At 48.1% G+C, this 4,800-nt stretch carries 1 protein-coding gene; it reads left to right on the top strand.

Going from position 1 to position 4,800, the window contains the following annotated elements; genetic code table 11:
- Window positions 1-535: 535 nt before the first annotated feature.
- Window positions 536-4,800: GEVED domain-containing protein (locus A3EU_RS31735; RefSeq protein WP_425412741.1), on the top strand; the 4,265-nt coding region annotated here is incomplete at its 3' end.

Below are 4,800 nucleotides of genomic sequence, written 5' to 3' on the forward strand. Positions count from 1 at the left end.
CACAACTGTAGGAAATACAGCTACGAGTGCGACGATTACAGGTATTACGCCTCCATTGACCGCAACATTGAATGATGACATTGGATTCCGTATTCGCTTGACGACAGCAACTGCAATGAGCCCCAACGGCCCTGCACCTGACGGAGAAGTGGAAGATTACGAGATTGTAGTAATGGGCTTCGACTATGGTGACTTAATCGATCCTAATGCTGGCTTGGACGAACAAGACTATGAAACACTAACCGCAAACGGCGGGCCAAGCCACAAGATTAGTACGAACGAAAACGATGAGGTTACCTTGAAGATTGGCGCTAGTGCTGATCCTGACGCAGATGGCCAAGTCAGCGATGACGCTGATGGTGATGATGCGGATGGCATCGACGATGAAGATGGCTTTGACCCTGCGAATGTGATGTTCGTAACAGGCCAAGCTGTTAGCCTAGACATCCCAGTGATGAACATGACGGGTGCTCCTGCCAAGTTGACCATCTTTATTGATTGGAACAACAATGGTGACTTTAACGACGCAGGTGAGATGTACTTTGTAGATGTTGCTGACCAAGCAACTACGGTAACGATTGCAGATATCGTACCACCACTTACTGCAACATTGAATGATGACATCGGTTTCCGTATTCGTCTGAGTTCTGATATGGCAGCAAGTATGAGCCCTACGGGCCCTGCGCCTGATGGTGAAGTGGAAGACTACGAAGTAGTTGTAATGGGCTTTGATTACGGTGATCTTAATGACCCTGCAGTTGGTACTGATGGTGATAATACTGATCCTGATACCCCTGCTGATTACCAGACTACCATTGCTGATGGAGGTGCTGCGCACAAAGTCCTTACGAATGAGGAGGACATGGTCACCTTGAAAATCGGTGCATCTGAAGAAGATGAAGCGGACGGTCAGCCAAGTGCTGATGCCGGTATCACCGGAGGTGATGATAACAGCGAAATTGATGATGAAGATGGTTTAGATTTAGATAACATTCCATTGTTCATCGTAACGCAAACAACAGATCTGGAGATTCCTGTTATGAACATGACAGGAGCTGAAGCGACAATAGCTGTTTATGTAGATTTCAACAAGGATGGTTTCCTTGATCCGGCAACGGAGAAATTTACTGCCCCTGTAGCTGATGACGCTACCAGTGTAACGGTAAGTGTTGGTCCTATTCCTGCGGATGCAGTAGTAGGCCAAGATGTAGGTCTGCGTATTCGCCTGGCCAATGACATGGGTGAAGTAATGACTTCTACAGGTATTGCGAATAGCGGTGAAGTAGAAGATTACATGATCCAAATCATCGGTTTTGATTTCGGTGATTTACCTGATACGTATACGACCACTGGGCCTGATGCTCCACGTCACATTATCTCTGAGGTGCTTAAGCTCGGATCATGTGTAGATACGGAATTGGCAGGCTTACCTGAGCCAATGGCTGGTATGATGGAAGGTGGTGATGATGCTGATCCTGGTTTGTTTACTTTCGGTACTTGTACCGATGGCAGCGATGAAGACGGTATTGTATTCAGCCATCCATTAATTCCTGGCAATGAGTCATGTATCACCGTGACTGCGATGAACATGACGGGTGAGGATGCGGTACTACAAGTATGGATTGACTGGAACGGCGACGGTATGTTTGGTGCTGGTGAAGAACTGGTATTTGCTGATGGAATAATACCTGATGGTGGTGTTGCAGATGCAGAATACTGTTTCCCTGTACCTGCAATCGTTGGTTACAGCGAAGGATCTCTATTTGTTCGTGCTCGTTTGAGTTCGGATGGTGGCCTTGCTCCTGACAGCCAAACGGGTGCAGTACCTTTTGGTGAGATTGAAGATTACAAAGTCAAGCTTAGCAAAGTAGGTAGCCTGGTATGGGAAGACTACAACGGTAACGGCGAACAAGATGAAGCTGGTGACCTAGGTCTTAATGGTGTAGATGTAGAACTGTTATGGTTCGGCCCTGATGGTGATGTAAATACTACCGATGATAACCGTACCTATACGGTAACGACAGCTAATGACGGCACCACTGATGGTGTTTATAACTTCTGTGGCTTGAATCCTGGTACTTACAGTATCAGTATTCCAACCCTACCTGGTGATTATGTACCTACCTGGTCTGATATTCCTGGCGATGATGTTATCGACAGTGATGACCATGCAGGTGTTGAATTTACGATAGTAGACCCAATGGGCCTACCGGAAGGCGAAAATGGCACGGGCGATAATCCTGGCGGCATCAACGGCTTCCCTGATATGCAGGATGATCTGAGCTTCGACTTCGGAGCTTACATTCCTGCAGAACTAGGTGATTATGTATGGCTTGATGAAAGCTATGAAAATAATGATAATACACAGGTAAGCACGGGTGTAGTACCTGATTTACCGATAGAGAATGTTACCGTTACCCTGATGGGTACGAACAATGTTGGTCAGCCAGTAATGCTGGTATTAACGACCGACGAGAACGGTTACTACAAGTTCGAAGACCTGGCTCCTGGTAGCTACAAAGTAATCTTTGATGCTAGTACGGCCCTCGATGAGTGTGGACCGATCTTATTAGCAGTTGTTCCTAACTCTCCAAACGGAGATGATACGACGGACTCTGATCAGAATGCTGGTTTTGTGACCCCATTCTACGATCTGTTCTCTGGTGATGATATCGAAACGGTTGATGGTGGTTTTGTTGAACCTCCAATCGAATTGGGCTGTATCGCTAATCTGAATGTAACGCTGGGTGAAAACTGTAGCGCTACGATTACCGAAGACATGATTCTCACTGGCCTTTACGGCTGTGTTGATGAGTTCATCATCACGGTTGACGGTACCGATAGCAATGTACTGTACGGTTGTGGCGAACATACCTACATGATCGAGATCGTGGAAGATGGCGAGATTGTCTACACCTGTTGGGGTACGATCCTGGCAGAAGACAAGACGGATCCTGTAGTTGACTGTCCTGACAATACGGACGAAGTAACGGTAGATTTTGCTCTCCAGACCCTGGAAGGTAGCATCGACGGCACTGAGCCAACGATTGTTCTTGATGATTACACTTGTTTCCAGAGCTTCTTTGAGCCTGCAGCTGGTGTTGAATATAATTACGACTTGATCACCTTCACGGTTGATCCTGATCTGCCAGCTACTGATGTGTACAACATCCAGACGGCTTCGAACATTCCTGGCTTGAATATCGCACTGTTCCAGGGTGATTTCAACGAGGACAACCCTTGTCAGAATATTCTTGGCGGCAGCGAAGGCGCCTACTTTGTCGATCCATTCGGAGTTAACGCATTCTTTGCGCAAGATTTCCGCATCGAGCTGGCACTACAACCAGGTCAGACCTATACGATCATGGCTGCTAATACGAGCTTTGGTACGACGGGTGACTACGTTATCGGTATCGTAAGCGACAACGGTGGTCAGTTCATCGGCGGCGGCTTCTCCGCTCCTCAGCCAGTAGCGGTAACGCTGCCCCTGTGGTGTGAAGATCTACCATTGGTAGAAGTGATCGACGAGGAAACCTACATGGTGAATGCTGATGGAAGTATCATTGATGGTACCCTGTCTGATGAACTACGAGCTATCCTGGACCTGACGGGCTACCCTGAGGTAACGGATAACTGTGGCCCTGTACTGGTAACGGTAAGTGATGTAGTGAGCAACGCAGGTGACTGTGGCGAAATCACCATCACGAGAACGTTTATCGTATCTGATCGCGCTGATGGCGTATGTATCGGTGACCCACGTACGGATGAGTGTGAGCAAGTGATCACGCTGAATCGTCCAACTGTCCTCGATTTGACCTTGCCTCCTTACACTGCGACGATCGAATGTGACGAAGAGTTCCCAACCGATGGAGAAACAGGTGGGCCTGATGAGAACCCTCACGCTAGTGTAACAGGCTATCCGTTCCTACTGACGGCTTCTGGTTATGTTGATCTATCACAGAACTACTGTAATCTGGGTGCTTCTTACTCAGACGAGCCACGCATTGATGTATGTGAAGGCACTTACTCCTTCCGTCGCGAATGGAACATCATCGACTGGTGTTCACCAGCAGACAATGTGATCTGGGATCAGTATGTGAAAGTCGGTGACTTCACCGGCCCTGTACTAACAGGTGTAGCGGAAACGCTTACGATCTCTACCTCTCCACTGAGCTGTGTAGCGAATGTAGCGATCCCGACACCAAGTATCACGGATGGCAACGGCTGTTCCGAAGTACACACGACGATCTACACGATCCTTGCTAACGGAACAACCTTCTTCGCCGGCGGTAATATCGCCGACAACGATATCGTACAGCTACCAATTGGAACGCACACGATGATCTTGTGTGCCGAAGATGATTGTGGCAATGAGACCTGTGAAGAATACACCGTAATCATCCGCGATGAGATCGAACCTACAGCAAGCTGTGATGATGATCTCAATGTATCGATCGGTGGTGGAGATGTCCTCAACGGCATNGAAGGTATCGCACGGATNTTTGCNACNGCTGTTGACGAAGGTTCTTCNGACAACTGTGGNGCAGTAACCCTGGAAGTACGCCGTAACTACTGGCGCAACGAGACCTGTGACNNTAGCGCTAACCGCTGGAGCCCATGGGGTGAGTACATCGACTTCTACTGCTGTGATATCGCCAATGAAATTACNATTGAACTACGGGTAACNGACGAGTCTGGCAATGAGAACATCTGCTGGATGGTGATTACCCCTGAAGATAAACTGAACCCTTACTGCTACGCACCAGCTGATGTAGACCTGACGTGTAACGATCTTCCCCT

The sequence above is a fragment of the Lewinella cohaerens DSM 23179 genome, from assembly GCF_000379805.1.
GTDB classification, from domain to species: domain Bacteria; phylum Bacteroidota; class Bacteroidia; order Chitinophagales; family Saprospiraceae; genus Lewinella; species Lewinella cohaerens.